The organism is Roseateles sp. GW821-FHT03B02 (genome assembly GCF_059421025.1).
The window spans coordinates 202041-227657 of record NZ_JBWKUV010000006.1 but is presented as its reverse complement, the minus strand read 5'-3'; the positions used below and the strand labels follow the sequence as shown (position 1 = coordinate 227657).

The following is a 25617-nucleotide window of genomic DNA, read 5'->3' as shown; positions in this document are numbered from 1 at the left end:
TGGCGAGCTCGCTCGGCTCTCAGGATTGAACGCCTGCCGGGGCGTTCAACCCGGCGAATTTCGATTGCCGTCGACAGCCAGGCAGGGCTGCTCGCCCGGATGGGACAGCGGTGCCACCGTGCCCATGGAGATGATGTATTTCAGCGCCTCGTCCACCGTCATCTGCAGCGGCTTGACGTCCGCCCGCGGCACGATGAGGAAGAAACCCGAGGTGGGGTTGGGCGTCGTCGGCACGTAGATGCTGACGTGCTCGTGCTCCAGGTGGCAGGCCACCTCGCCGCTGGGGGTGCCGGTGACGAAGGCGATGGTCCAGCTGCCAGCCCGCGGGTATTGCACCAGCACGGCTTCGCGGAAGGCATTGCCGCTGCTGGAGAACAACGTGTCCGACACCTGCTTGACCGAGCTGTAGATGCTCTTGACGATGGGGATGTGGGACATCAGCCGGTCCCATTGCGTCAGCAGCCACTGGCCGAAGATGTTGGCCACGAAGACACCCGTGGTCAGCAGGCCGCCGGCCACGATCACCAGGCCCAGGCCCGGCACATGCTGCAGGCCCAGGATGCCGGCGCGCCAGGCGCTGGGCAGCACCAGGGCCAGCGCCGTCAGCAGGGACCCGAAGACGCCGTTGACGACCTCCAGCGCCTGGCTCAGCACCCAGACGGTGATGGCCAGCGGCAGCCAGACCAGCAGGCCGGCAACGAGGTATTTGCGAAGTGAGGCGCCCACGTCGGTCCGATTCAATGGCAGGCGCAGGAGCCGCCGCAGGGGGTGGAGGACGAGGCGCTCGACGCTTCGGCCTTGGGCGCATCGCCGCCGGCCGCAGCAGGAGCCGCTGCAGCACCGGCGGCGCCCGCCGCGGCACCACCCTTGAAGTCGGTGGCGTACCAGCCCGAGCCCTTGAGCTGGAAGCCGGCGGCGGTGATCTGCTTGGAAAAGCTCTCTGCGCCGCAGGCCGGGCAGGTGGTCAGCGGCGCGTCGGACAGCTTTTGCAGCACGTCCTTGGCGTGGCCACAGGCGCTGCAGCGGTAGGCGTAGATAGGCATGGCAGGTCGATCGGGGGCGAAAAGCCCGCCATTTTAGCGGTGCGCCGCCGCCGGCTCAGCCGTGAGGCGGCAGGTGGTGGCTGACGTGCTCGTGGCGGTTGGTCAGGATCTGCGGCATCAGCGAACCGGCGAGCATGCCGACCAGGGCCGCCAGCAGGCCGGCCAGCTGGCCGGGAAAGCGCTCGCCCCAGGTCGTCACCTGCGGGAAATAGGCCACCCAGACGGCGATGCCGGCAAAGATCGAGAAGATCGCGCCCTGCGTCGTGGCGCGGCGCCAGTACAGGCCGAAGACCAGCGGCACGAACGCTGCCACCAGCGTGACCTGGTAGGCGGCGCTGACGAGGTCGTAGATCGACGTGCCCTGCAGCGCGATGGCGTAGGCCAGCACGGCGAAGGCGAACACGACCAGCGTCACGCGCATCGCGACGAGCTGCTGCTTGTCGCTCATGTCAGGGCGGATCTGCTTGAGGATGTTCTCGACGAAGCTGGTCGTCGGCGCCAGCAGCGTGGCCGAGGACGTGCTCTTGATGGCCGACAGCAGCGCGCCGAAGAACAGGATCTGCATCAGCAGCGGCATGTGGCCCATGACGAAGCTGGGCAGCACGCGCTGGTAGTCGTTCTGGGCCAGTTCCAGCGCCTTGTCGCCCATCACGCTGACGGCAGCCAGCACGATGAACATGGGCACGAAGGCGAAGGCGATGTAGCTGAAGCCGCCGATCATGGCGCCGCGCTGGGCGGTCTTGGCGTCCTTGGCGGACATGACGCGCTGGAAGACGTCCTGCTGCGGGATGGAGCCCAGCATCATCGTCAGGCCCGAGCCGATGAACATGGCCATCTCGGTGAAGCTCGGCTGCGGCAAGAAGCGGCCGAGGTCACGCGACCTGGCCAGGTCCAGCACCTTGTCGGCCCCGCCGGCCAGGTCCGAGGCGAACACGGCGATGACGCCCAGGCCCAGCACCAGCACGATCATCTGGATGAAGTCTGTCCAGGCCACGGCCAGGAAGCCGCCGATGACGACGTAGACCAGCACCGCCAGCAGGCCGACGATCATGCCGGTCTGCGGGCTCATGGCGCCGTCGGTCAGGATGTTGAAGACCAGGCCCAGCGCCGTGACCTGGGCGGCCACCCAGCCCAGGTAGCTGAGGATGATGGCCAGCGAGCAGAAGATCTCCACGCCCTTGCCGAAGCGCTGGCGGTAGAAGTCGCCGATGGTCAGCAGGTTCTTCTGGTACAGCCGCGCGGCGAAGAAGGCGCCCACCAGCACCAGGCACAGGCCGGCGCCGAAGGGGTCCTCCACGACGGCGCCCAGCCCGCCCTGCACGAACTTGGCCGGCAGGCCCATGACCGTCTCGGCGCCGAACCAGGTCGCGAAGGTCGTCGTGACGACCATGACCAGCGGCAGGCTGCGGCCGGCAACGGCGAAGTCCGCGGTGTTCTTGACCCGCGTGCCGGCCCAGACGCCGATGCCCAGCGTGCCGAGCAGATAAAGCACGACGAAAACGATCAGCGTGGTGTTCATGGGCGTCGGAACGGGGTGGGCAGGAAAAAGTGGCGCGGATTATGAAGGCGGCGCGCTCCGCCGGGCCTAGAGGCCGAGCTCGAGAAAGCGCAGCGCCAGCCACGCAAGCGTGATGCCCAGCGCAAAGCCGGACGCCCCCCAGAGCAGGCCCGACAGCAGCCGGTTGGTGCTGCGCAGCTCGCGCACCAGGGCGCGCATCTCGGCGTCGCCGCCGCGCTGGGCCTGGTTCTTCAGCGCGTCATGGAGCAGTCGCGGCAGCTCGGGAATGAGCTGGGCGAAGCGCGGCGCTTCCTTCATCAGCTGCTTGTTGAACGCCGGCCAGCCGACCTGCTCGTTCATCCAGCGCTCCAGAAACGGCTTGGCCGTGGCCCACAGGTCCAGCTCAGGGTCCAGCTGGCGGCCCAGGCCCTCGACGTTGAGCAGCGTCTTCTGCAGCAGCACCAGCTGGGGCTGGATCTCGACGTTGAAGCGGCGCGAGGTCTGGAACAGCCGCATCAGCACCTGGCCCAGCGAGATGTCCTTCAGCGGCCGGTCGAAATGCGGCTCGCAGACCGCCCTGACCGCGCTTTCAAGCGCGTCGACCCGCGTCTCGGGCGGCACCCAGCCGGAGGCGATGTGCAGCTCTGCCACGCGCTTGTAGTCGCGCTGGAAGAAGGCGATGAAGTTCTGCGCCAGGTAGTCCTTGTCCACCTCGGTCAGCGTGCCGATGATGCCGAAGTCCAGCGCCACGTAGCGGCCGAAGGTCTCCGGCGCCAGGCTCACCTGGATGTTGCCCGGGTGCATGTCGGCGTGGAAGAAGCCGTCGCGGAAGACCTGCGTGAAAAAGATGGTCACGCCGTCGCGGGCCAGCTTCTTGATATCGATGCCAGCCTCTTCCAGCCGGGCGCTCTGCGAGATCGGCACGCCCTTCATGCGCTCCATGACGATGACCTCAGGGCTGCACAGGTCCCAGTGCATCTCCGGCACAAGCACCAGGTCCAGGCCATCCATGTTGCGGCGCAGCTGGGCGGCGTTGGCGGCCTCGCGGACGAGGTCGAGCTCGTCGTGCAGATACATGTCGAACTCGGCGACGACCTCGCGCGGCTTCAGCCGCCGCCCGTCGGCCGAGAAGCGCTCGACCCAGACGGCCAGCTGGCGCATCAGCGACAGGTCGTCGTCGATGACGTCCAGCATGCCGGGGCGCAGCACCTTGACCGCGACCTCGCGGCCGTCCTTGAGCGTGGCGAAGTGCACCTGGGCGATGCTGGCGCTGGCGACGGGCTCGGCGTCGAAGCTGGCGAACAGCGCTTCCAGCGGCTGGCCGAAGGCGCGCTCGACCATCTCGCGGGACAGGGCCGCCGGGAAGGGAGGCACACGATCCTGCAGCTTGGCCAGCTCCAGCGCCACGTCGCCCGGCAGCAGGTCGCGCCGCGTCGACAGCACCTGGCCGAACTTCACGAAGATGGGGCCCAGATGCTCCAGGGCGAGGCGCAGGCGCACGCCGCGGGGCTCCTGCCAGCGCCGGCCCAGCCGGGTGAGCCGCCTCAGAACCTGGAAGCGCCGCCGCCTCAGGCCCGACAGGGCCAGGTCATCGAGACCGAAGCGCCAGACCGTCCACAGGATGACCAGCAGCCGGGAGACAAACCTCATGCGCCGCTGCCGGTCGTCGTCGCGAAACGCGCGGCCATGCCCGACAGGCTGCGCCGCAGCGCGCGGCCGAACTGGGCGATCTGGCGGGCAGCCAGGGGACCGGCGATGCCTGCCAGGTCGTCCTCGACATCCCAGCGCAGGTTGTCCATCAGCCAGTGCATCTCGCCGGCGAAGGCGGCGTCGCCCTGCACGCTGACCGTCGGCGCTTCGCCGCTGAGCGCCCCGAGTGCCAGCCGGGCCGGGTTGGACGCGTCGATCTCGACGCGCAGGCCGCCGGGGCCCGGGGGTGGCGAGTCCAGGCGCTCGAACAGGCCTGCCGGCGTCACGCCCAGTATCAGGTCAGGTGCGCCAGGCAGCAGCGAGGGCCAGCCGGCCAGGTGCAGGACGAGGCCGCGCCCGGCCAGGGGCTGCAGGCGCTGCGCCGCGATGGGCTCGCGTGACACGACATGGTTGATCAACAACACGAGGCGGTCCTGCAGGGCCGGCATCAGCAGGGGCGTGAGCGACGGCAGGGGCGGCATGGGCCAGGAAGAAGACATGGCCAAGATTGTAGGCAGCGGACCCTGAACAAGGGACGCCAAGGATGCGACTGTCAAATTTGTTGGTAGAGAATCCCGGATCGCTTTTCCAGCACCCGCCGCCCCGGCCCCGAGGCCCACCGAACCCGCCACGATGTTTGAGGACCGCAGCTACAAGAGGACGTTCTACAGCGCACCGCAGTCGGTCGAGTCCCTCATTGCCGCATTCCTCGAGCCGGGCATCATCGTGCTGACCTTCCTGTTCGTGAACGGTCACTTCGACGAGCCCGTGATGCGGCCGGCGCTGACGCTGTGCCTGCTGGTGTTCGCCCTCACCTTCCCGGGGCGCAACCGCTTCGGCGACCACCCGGCCAGCGCCATCGTCGACGTGCTGTCGTCGTGGCTGGTGCTGCTGGGCATCCTGCTGCTGTGCGGCTATGCCACCAACAGCCTGCACTATTTCGAGGATGAGGTGCTGCTGTGGTGGGCCGGCATCACGCCCCTCGCCCAGATCGCCGCCATCGAGGCGGGCCGCCGCCTCCAGCAGTGGCGGGCCCGCGACCCCGGCATGCGGCGCACGGCGGTCATCGTCGGCGCCGGCCCGCTGGGCCACAAGGTGGCACGCGCGCTGCGCGAGGCCCAGGGCGTCATCTGCCTGGGCTACTTCGACGACCGCAGCGCCGAGCGCCTGCACCCCGAGGCCGGCGCCTCGATACTCGGCACGCTGGCCCAGCTCAGCGAGTTCGTGCGCGACAAGGGCGTGCGCGAGGTCTACATCACCCTGCCGCTGGGCTCCCAGCCGCGCATCGTCGAGCTGCTGGAGCAGGTACAGGGCACGACGGCCTCGCTCTTCTTCGTGCCCGACGTGTTTGGCATCAGCATCATCCAGGGCCGGCTGCAGGACATGAACGGCGTGCCGGTCGTCGGCATCTGCGAGACGCCCTTCACGGGCACCAACCAGCTCGTCAAGCGGCTCAGCGACATCGTGCTGGCCAGCCTCATCCTCATCCTGATCTCGCCGCTGCTGCTGCTGGTGGCCGTCGGCGTCAAGCTCAGCTCGCCCGGCCCCGTCATCTTCAAGCAGCGCCGCAACGGCCTGGACGGCGAGGAGATCATCGTCTACAAGTTCCGCTCGATGCGCGCGCTGGACAACGGCAGCGTCGTCAAGCAGGCCACCAAGGACGACCCGCGCATCACGCCGTTCGGCGCCTTCATCCGCCGCACCTCGCTGGACGAGCTGCCGCAGTTCATCAATGTGCTGCAGGGACGCATGAGCATCGTGGGCCCGCGCCCGCACGCCGTCGCGCACAACGAGGAATACCGCAAGCTCATCAAGGCCTACATGGTGCGTCACAAGGTCAAGCCCGGCATCACCGGCTGGGCCCAGGTCAACGGCCTGCGCGGCGAGACCGACACCATCGACAAGATGAAGGCACGTGTCGAATACGATCTTGAATATCTGCGCAACTGGTCGCTGGCCCTGGATCTGCAGATCATCCTGCGCACCGTGAGGCTGGTGGTGTTTGATCGACATGCCTATTAAGCCCACCCGCCTCCCCGGCCGCTGGACCACGCTTGCAGCGCTGGTCTCGGCCACTGCCCTGGCCCCGTCGGCTCAGGCCCAGACGGACGACACGACGCCGTTCTACGTTGGCGGCTCCCTGGGCGTGTCCCATGTCTCCAATGTCTTCCGGCAGGCGAACAGCAACAACAGCGACACCGTCGTGAGCACCGGCGTGCTTGCGGGCATCGACCAGCGCTTCGGCCGCCAGCACCTGACCGTCGACGGCACGCTCCAGAACAACCGCTACTCCTCGAACAGCGACCTGAACAACCAGTCCTACACGCTGCGCAGCGCGCTGGCCTGGCAGACCGTGGGCAACCTGTCGGGCACGCTCAGCGCCATGTCCAGCCGCTCGCTGGCGGACTTCAACATCGGCGGCGGCGTGAACCCGATCTTCGAGAAGAACACCGAGCGCAACGACGAGTACGCCGCCATCGTGCGGCTCGGCCTGGCGACGCGCTACTCGCTCGAAGGCGGCTGGACTTACCGGCGCCGCGATTTCAGTGCGGTCGAGTACGACCGTTTCGTGTTCCACCAGAACACCGGCCAGCTCGGCGTCTATGCCACGCCGGGCGGCAACGTGAAGCTGGGTCTGGTCGGCCGCCACACCAAGGGCCAGTACCCGCGCTACCCCACGGGGTTGAGGATCAATCCGGACACGCTGCAGCTCGAGATTCTCAGCGAAGCCGACGACTACACGCGTGACGACATCGACTTCACGACCCAGTGGACCACCGGCGGCAGCAGCGCCATCAACACGCGCCTGAGCCGCAGCCGCCTGAAGAACAGCCTCAGCGCCCTGCGCGATTTCAGCGGCACGACCGGCTCCGTGGGCTGGAACTGGCGCCCCACGGGCAAAATCCAGTTCGGGGTGCAGTACTCGCGCGACACCGGCCAGGAAACGGCGATCGGCGCAACCGACGTGAACCGCGTCTACACGACCTGGCGGCTCAATGGCAGCTATGCCCTGACCGGCAAGCTCACACTGAACGCCAGCGCCAATCGCAATCGCAGCCATCGCAACATCGATTCGGGGGCTCAGGTGAACGGTGCCTTCGACAACGACAAGAGCTACGGCCTGGGACTGAGCTGGGCCTTCTCGCGCGGGCTCAGCCTCTCCTGCCAGTACAACCACGCCAGCCGCGACAGCAACGTGTCGCAATACATCTACAGCGCCAGCAGCTACGGCTGCACCGGCCAAGCCATCGTCTACTGATGTCCACCATCCTGCTCACCGGCGCCGCCGGCTACATCGCTTCGCACACCTGGCTGGCGCTTCAACAGGCTGGCTACCGGGTCGTCGGCGTCGACAACTTCGCCAACAGCTCGCCCGTCGTGCTGGAACGCTTGACCGAGCTGGCCAGCGCGCCCATCGAATTCGAGCGTGCCGACGTCTGCGACGCCGCCGCGCTTGACGAGATCTTCGGCAGCTACCGGCCGGCAGCCGTCGTCCACTTCGCCGCCTACAAGGCGGTGGGCGAGTCGGTCAGCCAGCCGCTGGCCTACTACCGCAACAACCTCGGCGGCCTCGTCAACACCTGCGAGGTCATGAAGCGCCACGGCTGCACGCGCATGGTGTTCAGCTCCAGCGCCACCGTCTATGGCGCACCCGAGAAGCTGCCGCTGCGCGAGGACGCCCCGACCTCTTCGACCAACCCCTACGGCGCCACCAAGCTGATGGGCGAGCAGATCCTGCGCGACCTCGGTGCAAGCGACCCGGCCTGGCAGACCGCCTGCCTGCGCTACTTCAACCCGGTCGGCGCCCACGAGAGCGGCCGCATCGGCGAAGACCCGCGCGGCACGCCCAACAACCTGATGCCCTATGTCGCCCAGGTCGCCGTCGGCCGGCGCGACAGGCTCTCCGTCTTCGGCGGCGACTACGCGACCCCGGACGGCACCGGCGTGCGCGACTACATCCATGTGAGCGACCTCGCGGAGGGCCACGTCGCCGCGCTGCGCTGGCTGCTGGCCAACCCCGGCTCGCTGACCGTCAACCTCGGCACGGGCCAGGGCTACAGCGTGCTCGACCTGGTGCATGCCTACGAGAAGGCAAGCGGCCGCAGCATTCCGTATGAAATTGTTGCGCGCCGCCCCGGCGACGTCGCGGCCTGCTGGGCGGATCCCGCAGCGGCCCGGGAGACACTGGGCTGGCAGGCCAAGCTCGACCTCGCCCGCATGTGCGAGGACAGCTGGCGCTGGCAACACCTCAACCCTCACGGATTCAACCCGGCCTGAGCCGGGGGGCACAAGCAATGATCCAGGTCCAACCCGTCATCATGGCCGGCGGCTCCGGCACCCGGCTGTGGCCGCTGTCGCGTGCCGGCTACCCCAAGCAGTTCCTTGTGCTGTCCGGCAACGAAAGCCTGTTCCAGCTCGCCGCAAAGCGCTTGGCCGGCCTGGCCTCGGCGGACCTCGAACTCGCCGCCCCCTGCATCGTAGGCAACGAGGAGCACCGGTTCCTGGTGCTGGACCAGCTGCGCGAGATCCGCCTGGAACCCAGCAGCGTGCTGCTGGAGCCGATGGGCCGCAACACCGCGCCCGCGCTGACCCTGGCGGCCCTGGCCGCACTCGAGGGCGGCCGGGACCCGGTCCTCGTCGTCACACCGGCCGACCAGACCGTCACCCGCCCCGCCGCCTTCACCGCAGCGCTGCAGGACGCCGTGCGCATCGCCTCCGAAGGCGCCATCGCCATCCTCGGCATCACGCCCGACCGGCCCGAGACTGGCTATGGCTACATCCGCACCACCGCCGATGCCGCCGGCCTGGCGGTCGCGCAGTTCGTCGAGAAGCCCAGCCTTGACACCGCGAAGCGCTATCTGGCCGAAGGAGGCTACTACTGGAACAGCGGCATGTTTGTGCTGCGCGCCAGCGTCTGGATGAAGGCGCTGGAGCGTTTCCGCCCGGACATCGCCGCCGCCACCCGCGCCGCCTGGGACGTGCGCAAGACGGACGCCAAGTTCGTACGCCCCGGCAAGGCCGAATTCGCCGTCGTGCCGAGCGAGTCGGTCGACTATGCCGTCATGGAGCGCTGCCCCGGCACCGACGTGGCCCTGCGCATGGTGGCCCTGGACGCCGGCTGGAACGACCTGGGTGCCTGGGAAGCCGTCTGGCAGGTCGCCGAGAAGGATGCCGACGGCAACGCCACTGTCGGTGACGCGCTGATCGCGGACAGCCAGAACACGCTGGTGCACGCCACCAGCCGGCTGGTGGGCGTCGTCGGGCTGAAGGACGTCGTCGTCGTCGAGACGCCGGACGCCGTGCTGGTCAGCGACCGCGCGCGCAGCCAGGAGGTCAAGCAGATCGTCAACCGGCTGGGCGCCGAACAGCGCGGCGAGCAGGCCCTGCACCGCAAGGTGCACCGCCCCTGGGGCTGGTACGACAGCATCGACAACGGCCCGCGCCACCAGGTCAAGCGCATCATGGTCAAGCCGGGAGCGTCCCTGAGCCTGCAGATGCACCACCACCGCGCGGAGCACTGGATCGTCGTCAGCGGCACGGCCGAGATCGTCAACGGCGACAAGACCATCCTGCTGACCGAAAACCAGTCGACCTACATCCCGCTGGGACAGACCCACCGCCTGGCCAACCCTGGCAAGGTCCCGCTGGAGATCATCGAGGTGCAGTCCGGCTCCTACCTGGGCGAGGATGACATCGTCCGTTTCGAAGACACCTACGGACGAACCTGAAAGGCCGGGCTTTTCGGCGCCTGCGGGCGGCACTCAGCGTCTAGCATGCGTCGTCCCGGGTTCCCCTTGAGAATGACGACATGACGATTCTGGTCACCGGCGGCGCCGGTTTCATCGGCAGCAACTTCGTGCTGGACTGGCTGCGTGAGAGCGACGAGACCGTCGTCAACCTCGACGCGCTGACCTACGCCGGCAACCTCGAGAACCTGGCCTCGCTGGCGGGCGACGCCCGCCACGTCTTCGTCAAGGGCGACATCTGCGACCGGGCGCTGGTCGACAGCCTGCTGGCGCAGCACCGGCCGCGAGCCATCGTGCACTTCGCGGCCGAAAGCCATGTCGACCGCTCCATCCACGGGCCCGGCGCCTTCATGAAGACCAACGTCGAGGGCACCTTCACGCTGCTGGAAGCGGCGCGGTCCCACTGGGGCGGGCTGGAAGGCGAGGCCAGGTCGGCGTTCCGCTTCCACCACGTCTCCACCGACGAGGTCTACGGCTCGCTCAAGCCCAGCGACCCGCCCTTTGCCGAGACGCACCCGTACGAGCCCAACAGCCCCTACTCGGCCAGCAAGGCCGCCAGCGACCACCTCGTGCGCGCCTGGCACCACACCTACGGCCTGCCGGTCGTCACGACCAACTGCTCCAACAACTACGGCCCCTATCACTTCCCCGAGAAGCTGATCCCGCTGATGATCGTCAACGCACTGGCGGGCAAGCCCCTGCCGGTCTACGGCGACGGACAGCAGATCCGCGACTGGCTGTTCGTCACCGACCACTGCAGCGGCATCCGTGCCGTGCTGGCCGGCGGCCAGCTGGGCGAGACCTACAACATCGGTGGCTGGAACGAGAAGGCCAACATCGACATCGTCAAGACGGTCTGCGCGCTGCTGGACGAGCTGCGACCGGACGCCGCCGGCCCCTACGCGCGCCTCATCACCTATGTGAAGGACCGCCCCGGCCACGACCGCCGCTATGCCATCGACGCGCGCAAGATCGAGCGCGACCTCGGCTGGCGCCCGGCCGAGACCTTCGAGACGGGCATCCGCAAGACGGTGCAGTGGTATCTCGACCACCCGGACTGGGTCGCCCGCGTGCAGAGCGGCGCCTACAAGGACTGGGTCGCCAAGCAGTACACCGCATGAAGATCCTGCTGCTCGGCAAGGGGGGGCAGGTCGGCTGGGAGCTGCAGCGCTCGCTGGCCGTGGCCGGCGAGGTCGTTGCGCTGGACCATGACGACGGTGCCGACTTCACGCAGCCCGACGCGCTGCTGGCGCGGGTCCAGGCCATCGAGCCGCAGGTCATCGTCAATGCCGCGGCCCACACCGCGGTGGACAAGGCCGAGAGCGAGCCCGAGCTCGCCCGCCAGATCAACGCCAGGGCGCCCGCCCTGCTGGCGATCGAAGCCCGGCGCACCGGCGCCCTGCTGGTGCACTACTCGACCGACTACGTCTTCGACGGCAGCGGCAGCCACGCCCGCGACGAAGACGCGCCCGTCGGCCCCCTGAGCGTCTATGGCGCCACCAAGGCCGAGGCCGAGGACGCCATCCGCGCCAGCGGCTGCCAGCACCTGATCCTGCGCACCAGCTGGGTCTACGCGGCCCGGGGCGGCAACTTCGCCAAGACCATGCTGCGGCTGGCCGCCGAACGCGACCAGCTCAAGGTCATCGCCGACCAGATCGGTGCGCCCACCGGCGCGGAGCTGCTGGCGGATCTGACCGTGCCCATGCTGCGCGCCGCCCGCGTGAACCCTGCCCTCGCCGGTACCTACCACGCGGTGGCCGGCGGTGCGACGAGCTGGCATGAATACGCCCGCTTTGTCATCGAATTCGCGCGCGCCCGCGGCGTCAACATCCGGGTTGCGCCGGAGCAGATCCTTGCCATCCCGACGAGCGACTACCCGACGCCGGCGAAGCGCCCGCTCAACTCGCGCCTGGCCACGGGCAAGCTGCAACAGCGCTTCGGCCTTGTGCTGCCACCCTGGCAGCAGGGGGTGGAACGCATGCTGAACGAAATCCTGCCGGAGGCCCGCGCATGAGCACCAAGACCCGCAAGGGCATCATCCTCGCCGGCGGTTCCGGCACCCGGCTGCACCCGGCCACGCTCGCCGTCAGCAAGCAACTGCTGCCGGTCTACGACAAGCCCATGGTCTATTACCCGCTGAGCACGCTGATGCTCGCGGGCATCCGCGACATCCTGCTGATCAGCACCCCGCAGGACACGGCACGCTTCGAAGCCCTGCTCGGCGACGGCTCGCGCTGGGGCCTGAACATCAGCTACTGCGTGCAGCCCAGCCCCGACGGCCTGGCCCAGGCCTTCATCCTGGGCCGCGACTTCATCGACGGCTCGCCCAGCGCCCTCGTGCTGGGCGACAACATCTTCTACGGCCAGAACTTCCCACACCTGCTCGGCAACGCGACGGCGCGCGAGCATGGGGCGAGCGTCTTCGCCTACCACGTCACCGACCCGGAGCGCTACGGCGTCGTCGAGTTCGACAAGCAGATGCACGCCCTCTCCATCGAGGAGAAGCCCAAGGCGCCCAAGAGCAACTACGCGGTCACGGGCCTGTATTTCTACGACGAGCAGGTCTGCGACATCGCCGCTGGCATCAAGCCGAGTGCACGGGGCGAGCTGGAGATCACCGACGTGAACGCGCATTACCTGCGGCACGGCCAGCTGAGCGTCGAGATCATGGGCCGGGGCTATGCCTGGCTGGACACCGGCACCCACGACAGCCTGATGGAAGCAGGCCAGTTCATCGCCACGCTGGAAAAGCGCCAGGGCTTGAAGGTGGCCTGCCCCGAGGAGATCGCCTTCCGTGCGGGCTGGATCAGTGCGGCCGAGGTCGAGGCCCTGGCGCAGCCGCTGGCCAAGAACGGCTACGGCCAGTACCTGCTCAAGCTGCTGGCCGACCTGGCCGACTGACCATGAAGGTAACGCCCACTGCGCTCCCGGAGGTTCTACTGATCGAACCCCGCGTCTTCGGCGACGAGCGCGGGTTCTTCCTTGAGAGCTGGAACGAAGCACGCTTCAACGCGGCGCTCGGCCATGCCGTGCATTTCGTGCAGGACAACCACTCGCGCTCCGCGCGCGGTGTGCTGCGCGGCCTGCACTACCAGCTCGATCCGCACGCCCAGGGCAAGCTGGTGCGCTGCGTCAGCGGCGCGGTGTTCGACGTGGCCGTGGACCTGCGCCGCACCAGCCCCAACTTCGGCCGCTGGGTGGGCCACGAACTGTCCGCCCAGAACCAGCATCAGATGTGGATCCCGCCAGGTTTCGCGCACGGGTTCGTCGTGCTCAGCGACAGCGCGGACTTCCTCTACAAGACCAGCGGCGAATATGCGCCGGCCAGCGAAGGGGCCGTGCGCTGGGACGATCCGCAGATCGGCATCGCCTGGCCCCTGGACCGGCTTGGCGGCATCGCGCCCCAGCTGTCCGCCAAGGACGTGGCGGCGCCCCTGTTGAGCGCCGCCAGGACCTTCGGCTGAAGCTCAGCCGCGGCCGATGCCGCTGTAGCTGATGCCCAGTGCCTTCATCAGCTTGGGGTCGTAGAGATTGCGGCCGTCCAGGATGACGGGCGACTTCAGCGCCGCCTTGATCGCGTCGAAGTCCGGCGTGCGGAACTCCTTCCACTCGGTCACGATCAGCAGCGCGTCCGCCCCCTGCAGCGCGGCCTCGGCACGCTCCACCAGCGCCACGTCATCGCGCGGGCCGAGGATGCGAGCCGTTTCCGGCATGGAGACGGGGTCATAGGCTGCGACAGTCGCGCCGCGCTTCGTCAGTTCGTCGATGATGACCAGCGAAGGTGCCTCGCGCATGTCGTCCGTGTTGGGCTTGAACGCCAAGCCCCAGACGGCAAACCGACGGCCCTTCAGATCGTCGCCGAAACGACTCACGACCTTGTCGACCAGCACGCGCTTCTGGCGCTCGTTGGCCTCTTCCACGGCAGTGAGCACCTTCAAGGGGATGCCGCTGTCGGCAGCCGTCTTGACCAGGGCTTTCACGTCCTTGGGGAAGCAGGAGCCGCCGTAGCCGGCACCAGCGTAGAGGAACTGGTAGCCGATGCGCGGGTCGGAGCCGATACCGCGACGCACCAGCTCGATGTCCGCGCCCACCTTCTCTGCCAGCAGGGCCAGCTCGTTCATGAAGCTGATGCGCGTGGCCAGCATCGCGTTGGCCGCGTACTTGGTGAACTCGGCGCTCTTCACGTCCATGACCAGCATGCGGTCCTGGGTGCGGTTGAACGGCGCGTACAGCGCCCGCATCAGCAGCGTCGCCTGCTCATCGTCGGCGCCGACGATGATGCGGTCGGGCTTCATGAAGTCCTCGACCGCAGCCCCTTCCTTGAGGAACTCGGGATTGGAGACGACGGCATAGGACATGTCGGCGAGGCCACGCTTGACGAGTTCCTCCTTGATGGCCGCGCGCACGCGGTCAGCCGTGCCGACGGGAACCGTGCTCTTGTCGACGATGACCTTGTAGTCGGTCATGCGCTGGCCGATGGAGCGGGCCGCGGCGACGACGTACTGCAGGTCGGCCGAGCCATCCTCGTCCGGCGGCGTGCCCACGCCGATGAAGAGCAGCGTGCCGTGCTGGACGGCCATGTCGACATCGGTCGTGAACTGCAGCCGGCCGGCCTCCACGTTGCGGCGCACCACCTCCAGCAGGCCCGGCTCGTGGATCGGGATCTCACCGTCGTTCAGGATGCGGATCTTCTCCGGGTTCACGTCCAGGCAGACGACATGGTTGCCCATTTCGGCCAGGCAGGCGCCGGTGACCAGGCCCACATAGCCGGTACCGATGGCGGTGACTTTCATTGCTTGTCCTCGTTCAGATTCGATTCACGCCTTTGTAACGCAGGCGCATGACAGGGTTGTGGATCAGACCTTGTAGTACTCGCGGTACCAAGCCACGAAGCGCTTGATGCCTTCGGGCACAGGCATGGCCGGCCGGAATTCCGTCCAGGCGGCGAGTTCCTCAACGTCCGCGTAGGTAGCCGGCACATCGCCGTCCTGCAGCGGCATGAAGTTCTTTTCCGCCTCGCGTCCCACGGCCTGCTCGATGGCCTCGATGAAGCTCATCAGCTCGATGGGCGCGTGGTTGCCGATGTTGAACACGCGGTAGGGCACGCTCGACCGCGCGGGATCCGCCTTGGCCGGGTCGTAGGCCGGGTCGGCCGTGGCGGTGCGGTCCAGCACGCGCACCACACCCTCGGCGATGTCATCCACGTAGGTGAAGTCGCGGATCATCTTGCCGTGGTTGAACACGTTGATGGGCCGGCCTTCGATGATGGCCTTGGTGAACAGGAACAGCGCCATGTCCGGCCGGCCCCAGGGACCGTAAACCGTGAAGAAGCGCAGGCCCGTCGTCGGCAGCCCGAACAGGTGCGAGTAGGTGTGGGCCATCAGCTCGTTGGCCTTCTTGGTGGCCGCGTAGAGGCTGATGGGGTGATCGACGCTGTGATGCTCGGAGAAGGGCATCTGCGTGTTGCCGCCATACACGCTGGAACTCGACGCGTAGGCCAGATGCTGCACGCCGTTGTGGCGGCAGCCCTCCAGGATGTTGGTGAAGCCGACGATGTTGCTGTCGATGTAGGCGTGCGGGTTCTCGATGGAATACCTCACACCGGCCTGGGCAGCCAGGTGAACGACGCGGTCGAAACGCTGCTCGGCGAAGAGCCTGGCCATGCCCTCGCGGTCGGCCACGTCCAACTTCACGAAGCTGAAGCCGGGCTTGCCCGTCAGCCGCGCCAGGCGGTCATGCTTGAGCTGGGGGCTGTAATAGTCGTTCAGGTTGTCCAGGCCCACGACCTGGTCGCCGCGAGCCAGCAGGATCTGGCTGACATGCATGCCGATGAAGCCGGCCGCGCCGGTGACGAGAACTTTCACTCCTGGGCCCTCCGAAGAACAGCGCGGGATTGTCGCTGCTTCAGCCGCGCAGAAGCTGCTTGGCAGCCCCCCAGATGAAGAGGCTGTTCGTGACCAGATACCGACGCCACAGCCGCCGCGGCTCGCTGACTAAGCGGTGCAGCCATTCCAGGCCGGCATGCTGCATCCACAGGGGCGCGCGCTGGATGGTGCCTGCGTGATAGTCGAACGCAGCCCCCACGCCCACCATCACTCCTCTGACCTTGCCGCGCTGGGCCGCCATCCACAGCTCCTGCTTGGGGCAGCCGAGCGACACCCACACCGTACCGGCGCCGGAGGCGTTGATGACCTCGATGTCCCGTGCCAACTCCTGCGGCGTGGCCTTGCGAAACGGCGGCGACACGGCACCGGCGATGACCAGGCCTGGACAGGCTTCGCGCAGCCGCTGCTGCAACAGCACGAGTGTCTCGTCCGTGCCGCCATAGAGGAAGATGCCTTCGCCGCGCCGCGCGGCCAGGGCGCAGTAGCGCCACATCAGATCGGGGCCGTTGATGCGTTGCTGATGGGGCACGCCCAGGCGACGCATCATCCAGGCCACGGGCGCGCCGTCCGACGTGACCATGTCAGCCTCTTGCAGCACCTTGCTGAAAGTCGCGTCCTGGCTGCCCGTCACCACCGAATGGGCGTTGCTGATGCATACATAGCGGCTTTCACGGTTGGCAGCCCAGGCGCCGATGCGGCTCAGGGCCTCCTCCCAGGTCAGCGCGTCCAGCGGCTGGCCAAGCACGGAAATGCGGCGGCGGTCAGCCATGGCGCGGCCCCTCTGCAACGGCTTCGCCATAGATGTGCATCAATTGCTTCAGATTGCGCTCTGCGGTGTAGTTCATTTCGTAGTGCATGCGCGCCCTGCGCCCCATCGCGGCCATCTCGCCCGGATGCTCCGTCGCCCAGCGCATCTTCTCGGCAAGTTCATGGGAATTGCCTGCCTCGAAAAGCAGTCCCGTAACGCCTTCTTCGATCAGATCGGCCATCGCGCCCAGGCGACTCGCGATCACCGGCAGCCCGCTGGCCCAGGCCTCGACGAGCGTGCGCGGGAAGTTCTCGTACCAGACGCTGGGCATCACCAATGCGACGGCTGAACGCATCTGGTCCAACACCTGATCCAAGGGCATGGGGCCCAGCATCTGCAGACCGGCTTCGGCCGCCAAGTCCGCCTGCATGGGCCCACTGCCCACGACCTTTACAGGCAGCCGCGACTGACGTGCCGCCGCCGCCAGTGCGCCCAGGCCTTTCTCCGGTGATAGCCGGCCGACGAACAACAGCCCATCCCGCAGTTGCTCTCCCGGCCGCGGCAGGTCGACGAAGTTGGGCTTCACCACGACACGCTCCGAAGGCAATCCGCCCTGGACGAACTTGGCACGACAGAAATCATTGAGCGCGATGAAGCGGTTCACGCGCCGCTGCCAGGTACCAAGCCCGCGATGCAAGACCAGCATGCTGGCCAAGACGGTGCTCTGCGCAACCGATCCGCGGTAGCAGCCGCGCACCGCACCACGCCAGGGCAGATGGCCGACACAGTCCTCACACACCCTCCCCTCGCGCAGCAACATGGCCTGCGGGCACATCAGGCGGAAGTTGTGCAAGGTCTGCACGACGGGCACACCTGCGGCCTGCGCGGCCCAGTGGACCGACGGCGAGAGCAGCGGAAAGCTGTTGTGCACATGAACCACGTCGGGCCGGAAAGCCTCGCATCGTTGACGCATCTCCTCGGCAGCCGGCCGCGACCACAGCGTGCGGCCCAGCAGTTCGAGCCGCCCCATGTCGGCGATCACGTCGTTGTGCGCGGAGAACGGCATCACCTCGTGCCCGTTTGCACTGAGCAGCGCGGCTTCGTCAGCCACCACGCTGTCTTCGCCACCGCGCTGCTGGTAGGCGTTGTGGACCAGCAGGACCCTCATGCCCGGGCCCGTCGAATCGGTGCCGCCAAGGCCCCCAGCACCCCGCTCGTGAAACGCGCCGACATCTCAGCCAACGTGTAGCGGCGCGCGTCCGCGAGGCAGTTCTGACGCATGTCTCGCAGACGGTCGCGGTCCGCCAGAAGTGCCACGCAGGCCTGGACGTAGGCCTCCAGCGAATTCTCAGTCATCAGGCCGTTGCGGCCGGACTCCAGATAGGCAATCTCCGGCGAATGCAGGCCACAGTCGGTGGTGACCATGGGCAGACCGCCAGCGAAGCTGTCCAGGATGTTGAGCCCGACCAGGCCGGGATTCAGCATCACGTCCGCCAGCGATGCTGCCAACGCCTTGTCGGCGCCCTTGCGAATGCCAAGCACCTTGATCCAGGGCTCTCGCTGAGCCGCCGCGGCCACGAGGTCTTGCTGTGGCCCGCCACCGATGACGACAAGGTTGAACCCTGGCAGCGCACGGCGCAAGGCACGGGCGGCGTCCAGAAGGAAGTCGATGCGCTTTTCTGCGTAGAGCGAACCCAGGTAGAGGCCGACCGGACCGCCCTCCAGGCCCAGTTCCGCATGCAGCGCCATGCGCGCCTGCTGCGTCACCGCGGCGAACTGAGCCGCCAGCTCGGTGGTATCCACCGAATTGTTCAGCACCGTGATGCGCTCGTCCGGAAACCCCAGAGCCCGCACAAGGTCGCGGCTCATCTCCGTGTAGGCCAGCCACCAATCCGCCCGCAACGCGACGCGGGCCTTGAAGCGTTCCCGCAGGCTGGCGGGGTCGCCCTGGAGGTTGCCCCCATGCCCCCAGAGCGCGATCCGCCTACCTGGTGCGCCGAACTGTTGCGGCAGGTTGGCCAGCAACTTGTTCTCCGCCGTCAGCACCGTCAGCGCGGCGTCGTTGGCCAAGCGCCCGAAAGGTTGCCAGCACAGGCGTCCTCCCAGCCAATAGCTGGTGGGTAGTCGTGTCGCCCAATCCAACTCGCCGCTGTCACGCTTGGTTGCTTCCTCGGCGGTCGGCTCGCCACAGGCCAGACGCAGATCCAGGCCGGCGGCACGCAGGTCGCCGCGCAGGATCTCGAAGAAAGGGACTCGGTAGTGGGTGAGGCGGCGCTGCACGACAAGCACCTGTCGTGGCGTCGCGGAAGCAATGGGCATGGCTGGCTCGGCTGGGCGGCGGCAGTTTAGGGCTTCACTTTGACGACTTTCGGTTACACCAGCCAACGCTTGTCCCCGTGCCAGGCTTCACGCCAGGTTGCAAGCCGGCTGTCGACACCTCAGGCGCTGCTGGCAACAATGCCAGCTGCTGTACCCCGCTCAAGGATCCCCATGAAATTTCGCTCGTCCGTCCTGCCCCGTCCCGCCGCAGGGATCCTTGCCGGCCTCGCCCTGGTCGGCTGTGGCGGCGGATCAGGCGCCGAGAAGCCGGCCACGGCGTCGGCTCAGGTCAGTCCGGTCAGCGAGGCAGCAAGCGCCGTCGCCGCTGCGGCCGAAGCGGCCAGCGAGCCCGCCAGCGCCGCATCTGCGGCCAGCGAGGCTGCTGCGACGGTCAAGATCCAGGCCGCGGTGCCAGCGGCGATGGCAGATGGCACCAAGAGCGGAACCTCGACCAAATCCTCGACGACTTCAACGACGAGTTCCACCGCCACCCCATCGGCCACGAGCAGCGCCGGCCCCACCGTCAAGGTGGCTGCCGCCACCGGCCTTGCCGTGTCGCCTGCCACCGTGGCAGCGGCGATCAGCGCGCCGCTGACCGGCCAGATAAGCGCCCAGCAGACCGCCGTGACGGCGCCGGCACGCAACTCGCCGCTCTGGAGCCTGCCCCCCATCACCCCCAAGACCGACGCACTCGTCGGGTTGGCATTGCTGACCTCCACCAGCACCGGCATCTTCAATGGTGCCCGTACCGCACGCGAAGACTGGACGACCCTGGTCAACCGTGTGAAGACCGACAGCAACGTGGCCAACTGGGTCAAGGGCGAGCAGGCACGTGTGGATGCCTGGATCGCGAAGAACTTTGAGCGCGCCGACCTGATCGGCGGCTGGATCAACGACTATGTCGACGCCACCGGTCTGCCGCTGAACTGGACGCCCAACGACCCGGAGCCAGCGGCCGGGACGACCGATTACCAGAAGAAGCTCAAGGGCGCCTGGGTGGCCCGCGGCCGCGACTACAACATCGCCCAAATGCAGGCCGCAGCCCGCATCTACCGCGCCACCGGCCTCACCAAGTACGCCGACTGGGCCGCCAAGCAGCTGGATTTCTACGCCAAGCAATACACCCTCTGGCCAGTCAGCACGGCCGAAGGTCGCAGCACCATGTACCGCCAGGGTCTAGACGAGGCCGTCGCCTCGTTCCAGCTCGTCGACACGGCGCGCCTGCTGGAGAGCTATGCGGGTGGCACGCGTACCGCCACCTGGCGCGATCAGCTGTTCAAGCCAATGGCGACGAACCTGAAGTCAACCAGTGCGCCTCTGAGCAACATCCAGCTCTGGCATTCCAGCGCCATCGCCGGAATCGCGATGCGCTTCAAGGATGCGACCCTGTTCAACTACGCCGTCAGCGACGCCGCCGGCATCAAGGCCAACATGGCCTCCGGCCTTACGGTCGACAACGTCTGGATCGAAGGGACGTTCTCGTACAACACCTACGTCGTCGACTGTCTGTCCCGACTCCTTGTCGCGGCCAGCCTAGAAGGCTATGCCGACCGCTTCACCGCGGAGGCCGATGCCGCCCTGCGCATGCTGCTCACGACGATGGAATACCGCTTCGACAACGGTAGCCTGCCCAACCCCGGCGACAGCACTTCGGCCCAGGTCATGATCAACGACCTGGCCCATTGGTACATGTTCCGCACCATGCCGACTTACTGGGGCGTCGCCAAGGCCACGGCCTGGCGAACCTGGGAATCCCTGCTCGATCCGCCGACGGCAAACAAACTGACGACCGCGCCCGTCGTGCCCGCACCGACGACGAAGAACTTCGAATCCCTGCGCTGGTCCGTGCTTCGTGCCGGCAACTGGCAGGCCTTCGTCCGCTACGGCGCGATGAAAGCCAACCATGCCCCGGACGAAGAATTCAACTTCGAGGTCTACGACGGGACCACCCCCATCGCCTACGACCCTGGCACCACCAACTACGGCTCGCCCGCCCACCAAGGCTACTTCGTGCGCGGCCCGGCAGCCAACGCCCCGCTGGTGGATGGCGACGGCCAAACCAAGTGGGCGCCTGGCACGCTCATCAGCTTCGATGCGGCGGCCAGCTCGCTGACCGCGGAGCAGCCTGCCTTCCAGACCGACGCTTCCGTGCGCCGCAGCTACCGGCTGACGACAAGCGGCTTCGTGGAGCAAAGCAGCATCACGATCCCGAGCGGCAAGTCCAAGCGCCTTGGCATGGCCTTCAGCAGCACCTGCGACATGGTGCCTGGCAGCGGCGTCACGGCCGCCACCGGCCAGCCTGCCCTGCCCGCCGTCACCGCATTCGGCTACTGGACGGCCACCGCCACCTACACCACCACGGCCAGCTGGCAAATCACGCTCAAGTGCCCGGGCAGCAAGAACTACACGCTGAAGGTCTGGGGACCGGGCGCCCAGCGCCTGTACATCGGCAAGGCTCCCAACACGCCGATGCCCGCCACCCGTAACAGCCTCTACTACGAGGTGAACGGCTCAAGCGCCGTCTTCGAAAGCAGCATCACGGCCCAGTGACGTCGGCGGGCCGCCGCACCGCAACGGGCTAGACGTTGCGGATGCCGTTCTGCTTCAACCAGACGGCCGTCATCAGATAGCGCCACGCCGGGAAACCCCGTTCGGCTTGGCTGGCATCGCCCAGCTTGGCAGCCAGACGGCGACCATCCCACAGCGAGCGCTGCTGGAAGTCGGCATCATTCGTCAGCCCTGCCACCAGATTGCGCATGGGCGCCTCGGCAAGCCAGGAACCCGTGGGCGTCGCGAAGCCGAGCTTGCGGCGGCTGCGGATGATCTGCGCCGGCACGCGTTGGCCGAAGGCTTCGCGCAACAGCCGCTTCGTGTGGCCACCGCTGAACTTGTAGTCCACCGGGAGGCTGAAAGCCAGCTCCATCAGCCGGTAGTCCACGAAGGGCGAGCGCACCTCGATGCCTTGGCTCATGGACGACTGATCCTCGTAGTGCAGGATCTGGTTGAAGCCATAGTCGCTGAGCTGCCCGCGAAGATGGCGCTCCAGGTTGCCGCCGCCCCAGACCATGCGCAGGTCGGGCAGATGGCTCGCATGCGCCCTGCGGAAGTCCGGGGTCAGCACCTCGGCCGTGCGCTCCTTGAACCGCGCACGCCAATGCGAGGCGGCACGCCGGCCCACGGCAGCCTTGACCGTCTGTGCCAGCGTGCTGGCCATGCCCAGGCCCATCTCGCGCCGCATGCTTGCCAGCTCGCGCACCGCCGAGCCGGGCTCGGTCATCAGCAGGTCCAGCAGGCGATAGCCGCGGATATAGAAGCCATAGCCAGCCCAGGCCTCGTCGGCACCCTGGCCATTGATGACCACCTTGGTGCCGGCCGCCCTGACCTGCTGCATCAGCTTCCAGTGCATGAACGACTGCGCCCCCGCCATCGGCTCCTGCATGGACAGGCAGTACGCTTCGAAATCACGCGCCACGTCGGACGCCTCCGCATGCAGCGTCACACCCCGGATCTGTGGGCAGGTGCTCAACAGTGCGCGAATGTCCTGCGACTCGTCCAGCGCATGCCCCGGGAAAATGGCGCTGTAGGCCGTCACATTGCCCGCCGGCAGCTCGCCGCGCTCGATGTCGTCGTTGATCAGCGTCGCAAGCACCGAGGAATCGATGCCTCCACTCTGCAGCAGGGCCACCGGCACATCGGAGCGGAAACGCAGCCGCACGGCATCGGCCAGCAAGGCCAGCAGGCGCTCCCGGGCCTCGTCGAACCCCAGCTCCAGCTTTTGCTCAGGCAGTGCCCAGTAGCGGCTGTGCATCAGGCGCCCGGCGCGCCAGCACAGGTTGTGGCCCGGCTTCAGCTCCTTCACGCCGCCGAACAGCGTCTCGCCATCGTTCGTGCGATAGCCGAAGGCCAGGTAGTCATGCAGCTTGGCCGCGTTCGCTTCGCGCAGATCGAGCACCGCGCGCAGACCGGCGATCTCGCTACAGAAGTACAGCCGCCCGCCCTGCTCCGTGTAGTACAGCGGCTTCACGCCAAGCCGGTCGCGCGACAGGAACAGCGTGCGCTCGCGCCGGTCCCAGATCGCGAAGGCCCACATGCCATTGAATCGCTGCACGCAATCGGCGCCCCATTGCTGGTACGCCCTCAGCAGCACCTCGGTGTCGCCACTGGACGTGAACTGATGCCCCAGCGCCTTCAGCTCGGCACGCAGCTCGATGAAGTTGTAGATCTCGCCGTTGAACACGAGCACCAGCGACTGGTCGTCGCTGTGCATGGGCTGAGCCGCCGCGTCCGACAGATCCAGGATAGCCAGCCTGCGGTGCCCCAGCGCCGCCTGCTCATCCACGAAATGGCCCGAGCCGTCCGGCCCCCGGTGCGCGATGGCCTGCGTCATCCGCTCCACCTGCCGTCTCAGTTCACTCGCATCCTCGATGCCAGGCCCCACCACCCCCGAAATGCCACACATCCCCTAGCCACCTTCCATGCGGTCCAGCTAATAACTTCACAATCTTTTGCATTTGAACTTCAAAGTGGGAGAAGCTGATGACAGCCGGGGGCGCTCCCACGCGTCGGGGGGTATGAAAAGGGGCCTTAGACAGCAAAGAGACAGCCAGGCGCCGGAATCACGAGCCTCTTCTCCCGGGCGCTCACGCGCTGCGCCAGGCCACACCGGGCCCGCGCCTCAGTGGCGGTCGCTGTAGAACGCCCGCCACGCCGCCTGGAAGGCGGGTTCGGAATAGCGCTGCACCACGGCGAGGGCTTCCAGGCTCATCGCCGGCAGCCGCTCGGCGCCCTCCACAACGCGCGTCAGCCCGTGCACCAGCCCCGCCACCGACCGCTCGACGAACCAGCCCTGACGGCCGTCCTCTAAATAGTCCTCGGTGCCGTGCAGGCCCTGGCTGACCAGCACCGGCAGCCCAGCGGCGCTGGCCTGCAGCACCGCCAGCGAAAAAGTCTCGTAGGCAGAGGGCAGCGTGAAGGCATCGCTGGCCCACAGGAAGGGCCGCACATCCTTCTGCAGCCCGGCGAAAACCAGCCGGTCGGCCACGCCGGCCTGCTCCGCGAGCTCGCGATAGCGGGCTACCTCACCGGCCTGGCCGCCCACCACCAGCAACTGCAGCCGCCCGCGCAGCGAAGGCGGCAGCGCCGCCAGCGCCTGCACCAGCAGCCCCAACCCCTTGTGCTCGAAATTGCCAAGCGCCACAAAGCTCAGCACCAGGGCCTGCGGCTCCAGCCTGAGCGCGGCCCGCTGCCCTGCCCGGTCGAACACCTCGGGTCGCTGGAAGCCCGACAGGTCGACGGGATTGGCCACCACCCGCACGCGCCCCTGCAGCGCCGGAAAGACATCGACCAGCTTGCGCGCCAGTCCCATGGACGGCACGACAACCACCTGCGCCTGCCCAAAGGCGCGCGCCTCCGTCCAGGCGTTGAAGCGATGGTTCAGCCAGCGTGCCCACCGCCGCAGCCGGCCCACCCCGGCCTGCGCCCAGCCGCCACGCAGATAGGCCGTATGGCAAAAATGGGCGTAAACCACCTGCGCACCCGGCCACTGGCCCTGGGTGCACTGCACCAGGGTGCCCGCCGGCAGGCCCGGCAGCAGGCGACGCAGTGCGCGCGCTGCCTGCCACTGGAAGACCAGATAGCGCAGCAGCACCGGCCCGCTCGGCAGCGCAACGCGCACGACTCTCAGGCCCGGCTGCTCCGTCAGGTCGCAGCCACCGGTCACGACGACGACGGGCCGGTCCTCCCCGAGCGCCAGCGCCTGCAGGCGCACACAGCTGCCTGCCGGGCTGCGGCGCTCCACCGCCATGTCGACCAGAACCACCGGCGTCATACGCGGTCCCTCCAGCCGAGCAGGCCCTGGAAGCGTCCGATCGTCGCCGCCACCGACTGCACCACGCCCACCAGCCCATTGGGGCGCAGCAACATCCAGCCCAGAGGGCCTATCAGGCCGCGCAGGATCACGGGCCAGCCCAGGTGATGTTTGCGGCACAGCGCCCCCCAACTGCGCGAACGCGACAGCGAGAAACGCCACTCCCCCCCCAGCGACATCGCCTTGCGCGCGCCGAAGGCATGGTGCACCCGGGCATCGTCCAGGCGCTCGATGCGGGCCTCCTGCGCCAGCGCGGTGAGCAGGAAATCCGTCTCCTCCCCGGCACCGAACCACTGGCCCACGCCCATGCGCTCGTCGAAACCACCCACGCGACGGGCCAGTTCGGTGCGCAGGAAGAGTGTGATCGAGCTGGCCTCGCTCCCCTTGAAGCGCCGCCAGGCGGCCAACCGCAGGGGCGAATCCGCCGCAGAAGCCACGTGATGCGACTGCTCCACCCACTGGATGACGAGGCCGTCCAGGCCCGGATCGGCCAGCAGCCGGGCCCGGACCTGGGCCAGCGTATCGGGCTCGTACCAGCAGTCGTCGTCCGGCAACGCGATCCAGGCGCCGCGCGCCACGGCAATGCCGGCATTGCGGGCCGCCGAAAGGTTGGGCCTGGACAGCCTCATGTGCTGGACCGCCCAGCCGGCGGCAAGCGCGCGCTGCACGAAGGGCAACACCCGGTCATCGGCGTTCTGGTCGACAACGATGAGCTCGAAGTCCTGGCAGGACTGGGCCGCCAGCGAATCCAGCAGTCGGCCGATCTCGTCGACACGCCCGTAGGTGGCGAGGATGAGGCTGAAACAGGGACCTTGTGCCATG

General features: G+C 67.7%; 22 protein-coding genes. 9 read left to right on the top strand and 13 right to left on the bottom strand.

The features are described 5' to 3' along the window. Positions 1–45: 45 nt before the first annotated feature. The 5 genes from AC07VX_RS17710 to AC07VX_RS17690 all read right to left on the bottom strand — a co-directional run bounded on the left by AC07VX_RS17710 (position 46) and on the right by AC07VX_RS17690 (position 4730). Positions 46–726, bottom strand: a complete 681-nt coding sequence (locus AC07VX_RS17710; protein WP_493165592.1) for a DUF502 domain-containing protein — start codon at positions 724–726, stop codon at positions 46–48. An 11-nt stretch (positions 727–737) separates the two neighbouring features. After that, positions 738–1043: an FmdB family zinc ribbon protein gene (locus AC07VX_RS17705; protein WP_493165593.1), complete on the bottom strand. Its 306-nt coding sequence runs from the start codon at positions 1041–1043 to the stop codon at positions 738–740. A gap of 55 nt (positions 1044–1098) precedes the next feature. Further along, complete coding sequence (locus tag AC07VX_RS17700) at positions 1099–2562, bottom strand: high affinity choline transporter 1 (RefSeq protein WP_493165594.1); 1464 nt, start codon at positions 2560–2562, stop codon at positions 1099–1101. A 66-nt stretch (positions 2563–2628) separates the two neighbouring features. Next, positions 2629–4191: a ubiquinone biosynthesis regulatory protein kinase UbiB gene (ubiB, locus tag AC07VX_RS17695; RefSeq protein WP_493165595.1), complete on the bottom strand. Its 1563-nt coding sequence runs from the start codon at positions 4189–4191 to the stop codon at positions 2629–2631. Continuing rightward, complete coding sequence (locus AC07VX_RS17690; RefSeq protein WP_493165596.1) at positions 4188–4730, bottom strand: hypothetical protein; 543 nt, start codon at positions 4728–4730, stop codon at positions 4188–4190. The genes ubiB and AC07VX_RS17690 overlap by 4 nt, the downstream gene beginning before the upstream one ends. Before the next feature lie 133 nt (positions 4731–4863). Between AC07VX_RS17690 and AC07VX_RS17685 the strand changes: the two genes are divergently transcribed. The 8 genes from AC07VX_RS17685 (at position 4864) to rfbC (ending at position 13441) form a co-directional block, all read left to right on the top strand. Continuing rightward, positions 4864–6252, top strand: coding sequence for an undecaprenyl-phosphate glucose phosphotransferase (locus tag AC07VX_RS17685; protein WP_493165597.1), 1389 nt, complete (start codon positions 4864–4866; stop codon positions 6250–6252). Continuing rightward, complete coding sequence (locus AC07VX_RS17680; protein ID WP_493165598.1) at positions 6242–7489, top strand: porin family protein; 1248 nt, start codon at positions 6242–6244, stop codon at positions 7487–7489. The genes AC07VX_RS17685 and AC07VX_RS17680 overlap by 11 nt, the downstream gene beginning before the upstream one ends. Next, entirely contained in the window at positions 7486–8508 is a 1023-nt protein-coding gene (galE, locus tag AC07VX_RS17675) for a UDP-glucose 4-epimerase GalE (protein ID WP_493165801.1), read from the top strand. Before AC07VX_RS17680 ends, galE begins: the two co-directional genes overlap by 4 nt. 17 nt (positions 8509–8525) lie before the next feature. After that, the gene (locus AC07VX_RS17670) at positions 8526–9959 is read left to right on the top strand and encodes a mannose-1-phosphate guanylyltransferase/mannose-6-phosphate isomerase (protein ID WP_493165599.1); all 1434 of its coding nucleotides are present in this window, start codon (positions 8526–8528) and stop codon (positions 9957–9959) included. Between the two features lie 80 nt (positions 9960–10039). Beyond that, the gene (gene rfbB / locus AC07VX_RS17665) at positions 10040–11098 is read left to right on the top strand and encodes a dTDP-glucose 4,6-dehydratase (protein WP_493165600.1); all 1059 of its coding nucleotides are present in this window, start codon (positions 10040–10042) and stop codon (positions 11096–11098) included. After that, entirely contained in the window at positions 11095–11991 is an 897-nt protein-coding gene (rfbD, locus tag AC07VX_RS17660; protein ID WP_493165601.1) for a dTDP-4-dehydrorhamnose reductase, read from the top strand. Before rfbB ends, rfbD begins: the two co-directional genes overlap by 4 nt. Further along, a complete protein-coding gene (gene rfbA / locus AC07VX_RS17655; protein WP_493165602.1) occupies positions 11988–12878 on the top strand; it encodes a glucose-1-phosphate thymidylyltransferase RfbA in 891 nt (296 codons plus the stop codon). The genes rfbD and rfbA overlap by 4 nt, the downstream gene beginning before the upstream one ends. Before the next feature lie 2 nt (positions 12879–12880). After that, positions 12881–13441, top strand: coding sequence for a dTDP-4-dehydrorhamnose 3,5-epimerase (rfbC, locus tag AC07VX_RS17650; protein ID WP_493165603.1), 561 nt, complete (start codon positions 12881–12883; stop codon positions 13439–13441). A gap of 3 nt (positions 13442–13444) precedes the next feature. Here rfbC and AC07VX_RS17645 read toward each other — a convergent pair whose 3' ends face one another. The 5 genes from AC07VX_RS17645 to AC07VX_RS17625 all read right to left on the bottom strand — a co-directional run bounded on the left by AC07VX_RS17645 (position 13445) and on the right by AC07VX_RS17625 (position 18929). Continuing rightward, entirely contained in the window at positions 13445–14770 is a 1326-nt protein-coding gene (locus AC07VX_RS17645; protein ID WP_493165604.1) for a UDP-glucose dehydrogenase family protein, read from the bottom strand. A gap of 63 nt (positions 14771–14833) precedes the next feature. Continuing rightward, positions 14834–15841 carry an NAD-dependent epimerase gene (locus AC07VX_RS17640; RefSeq protein ID WP_493165605.1) on the bottom strand — a complete coding sequence of 336 codons (1008 nt, stop codon included), beginning with the start codon at positions 15839–15841 and terminating at the stop codon, positions 14834–14836. 40 nt (positions 15842–15881) lie between these two features. After that, positions 15882–16631, bottom strand: a complete 750-nt coding sequence (locus tag AC07VX_RS17635) for a WecB/TagA/CpsF family glycosyltransferase (RefSeq protein WP_493165606.1) — start codon at positions 16629–16631, stop codon at positions 15882–15884. Next, positions 16624–17778 (bottom strand): glycosyltransferase family 4 protein, encoded by a 1155-nt coding sequence (locus tag AC07VX_RS17630; RefSeq protein ID WP_493165607.1) that lies wholly within the window; start codon positions 17776–17778, stop codon positions 16624–16626. Before AC07VX_RS17630 ends, AC07VX_RS17635 begins: the two co-directional genes overlap by 8 nt. After that, positions 17775–18929 carry a glycosyltransferase family 4 protein gene (locus AC07VX_RS17625; protein WP_493165608.1) on the bottom strand — a complete coding sequence of 385 codons (1155 nt, stop codon included), beginning with the start codon at positions 18927–18929 and terminating at the stop codon, positions 17775–17777. Before AC07VX_RS17625 ends, AC07VX_RS17630 begins: the two co-directional genes overlap by 4 nt. A 171-nt stretch (positions 18930–19100) precedes the next feature. Here AC07VX_RS17625 and AC07VX_RS17620 point away from each other — a divergent pair, with 171 nt between their 5' ends. Then, entirely contained in the window at positions 19101–21479 is a 2379-nt protein-coding gene (locus tag AC07VX_RS17620) for a heparinase II/III domain-containing protein (RefSeq protein ID WP_493165609.1), read from the top strand. A gap of 28 nt (positions 21480–21507) precedes the next feature. Here AC07VX_RS17620 and asnB read toward each other — a convergent pair whose 3' ends face one another. From asnB to AC07VX_RS17605, 3 genes are all read right to left on the bottom strand, one after another. Then, on the bottom strand, positions 21508–23388 hold the full coding sequence (gene asnB, locus AC07VX_RS17615; protein ID WP_493165610.1) for an asparagine synthase (glutamine-hydrolyzing): 1881 nt from the start codon (positions 23386–23388) through the stop codon (positions 21508–21510). Between the two features lie 216 nt (positions 23389–23604). Next, a complete protein-coding gene (locus AC07VX_RS17610; protein ID WP_493165611.1) occupies positions 23605–24756 on the bottom strand; it encodes a glycosyltransferase family 4 protein in 1152 nt (383 codons plus the stop codon). Beyond that, entirely contained in the window at positions 24753–25616 is an 864-nt protein-coding gene (locus AC07VX_RS17605; protein ID WP_493165612.1) for a glycosyltransferase family 2 protein, read from the bottom strand. The genes AC07VX_RS17610 and AC07VX_RS17605 overlap by 4 nt, the downstream gene beginning before the upstream one ends. Position 25617: the final 1 nt, after the last annotated feature.